Origin of the sequence: Nguyenibacter vanlangensis (genome assembly GCF_013376155.1) — a bacterium.
Lineage (GTDB): Bacteria > Pseudomonadota > Alphaproteobacteria > Acetobacterales > Acetobacteraceae > Gluconacetobacter > Gluconacetobacter vanlangensis.
In genome coordinates this window covers 1-1681 of sequence record NZ_JABXXP010000606.1, presented here as the reverse complement: position 1 = coordinate 1681, position 1681 = coordinate 1, and the positions used below count along the sequence as shown (strand labels likewise).

The following is a 1681-nucleotide window of genomic DNA, read 5'->3' as shown; positions in this document are numbered from 1 at the left end:
GGGGCGCCGTCCCAGGCGCCGTTCCAGTCGTCGCTCCGGTGCGCGGCGGCCATCTGCGCGTCGCGGGGGCAGTGGGATCGACGGCGGAAACGCTGGATCCGGCCCGGCTGTCGATGGCGACGGACTACGTGCGCGGCCACATGTTCTACGATGGGCTGACGGCGCTGGACGACGCGCTGGTCGTGCATCCGGCGCTGGCCGAGACCATCGAGAGCGACGACCTGACGACCTGGCACATCCGGCTGCGGCGGGACGTGCGCTTCCATGACGGGGCGCCGCTGGGCGCCGCCGACGTCGTCTTCTCGCTGGCCCGGCACAAAATTCCCTCGGTCGGCGCGCAGCAATATATGCTGGCGCGGACCATGGACACGATCCGCGCGACCGGCCCGCGCGACGTCGAGATCGTACTGACGGCGCCGAACGTCGATTTTCCCGCCATCCTGGCCATGAGCAATTTCGCCATCATCCGCGACGGCACGGGGCGTTTCGAGACGGCGAACGGCACCGGGCCCTTTACCTGCGCCGAATTCGTGCCCGGCATCCGCACGCTGGGGCGGCGCAACGCGGCGTTCTGGGGCGACGGGCCGTTCGTGGACAGCATCGAACTGATTGCCATTCCCGACGAGATGGCGCGTCACAACGCGCTGATGTCGGGCGATGTCGACCTGATCGCCTCGGTCAATCCGCGGCTGGTGCGCATGGTGCAGGCGGGCGGCTTCGGGCTGATGGAAAGTCCGGTCGGGACCTATACCGACCTGGCGATCCGGCTGGACACGCCGCTGGCGCGCGCGCCGGGCTTCGTCGAGGCGATCAAGTGCCTGCTGGACCGTGAGCAGATCCGCCGTTCGGTCTTCCTGGGCTATTCCCGCCTGGGCAACGACCAGCCGATCGCCCCGGAAAGCCCCTATTGCAACCATGACCTGCCCCCGGCGGTCCATGACCCGGATCGCGCCCGTTTCCTGCTGCGGCGCGGCGGATTCCTCGGCGAACGCATCCCTCTGGTCTGTTCGCCGGCCGCGCTGGGGTCGGTGGATATCGCGGTGCTGCTGCAATATGCCGCGCGCCGCATCGGCCAGGACCTGGCGGTCCGGCGCGTGCCGGCCGACGGCTATTGGACGCAATATTGGATGAAGGCGCCGTTCGGGTTCGGCAACGTCAATCCGCGTCCCGCGCCCAGCCTGATCTTCGAAATGGGCTTCGCCAGCGCGTCGCCCTGGAACGAATCCCGCTGGCGCGACCCGCGTTTCGACGCCATGCTGGCCGAAGCCCGCGCCACGCGCGACGACGCGCGGCGCCGGCAGTTGTACGGCGACATGCAGGCGATGATCAAGGGCGGCTCGGGCGTCTGCATTCCCAATTTCACCACCAGCCTGGACGGGTACGCGCCCCATGTCCGCGGCCTGCGTCCCAGCCAGGCCGGGCAACTGATGGGCTACGATTTCGCCCGCTTCGTCTGGCTGGACGGGGGCGGGGCGTGAGGCGCGCTCTGGTCCCGCTGGTCGGGCGCCGCTTCGCGACGGCGGCGCTGTCGCTGGTCTTCGTCGTGGTGGCCGTGTTCGCCATCACCAGCCTGCTGCCGGGCGACGCGACGGACAGCGTGCTGGGGCAGAGCGCCACGCCCCAGTCCGTGCAGGCCCTGCGGCACAGCCTGCATCTGGACCGGCCCGCGCCGCTGCGCTTC

General features: G+C 70.0%; 1 protein-coding gene and 1 pseudogene. Both read left to right on the top strand.

The window, feature by feature from the left end; all coding sequences use genetic code 11:
- Positions 1-1478: ABC transporter substrate-binding protein (locus HUK84_RS17175; protein ID WP_176641347.1), on the top strand; the 1478-nt coding region annotated here is incomplete at its 5' end.
- A pseudogene (locus HUK84_RS17170) lies at positions 1475-1681 on the top strand (ABC transporter permease); the annotation flags it as partial. The gene HUK84_RS17175 and the pseudogene HUK84_RS17170, both read left to right, overlap by 4 nt.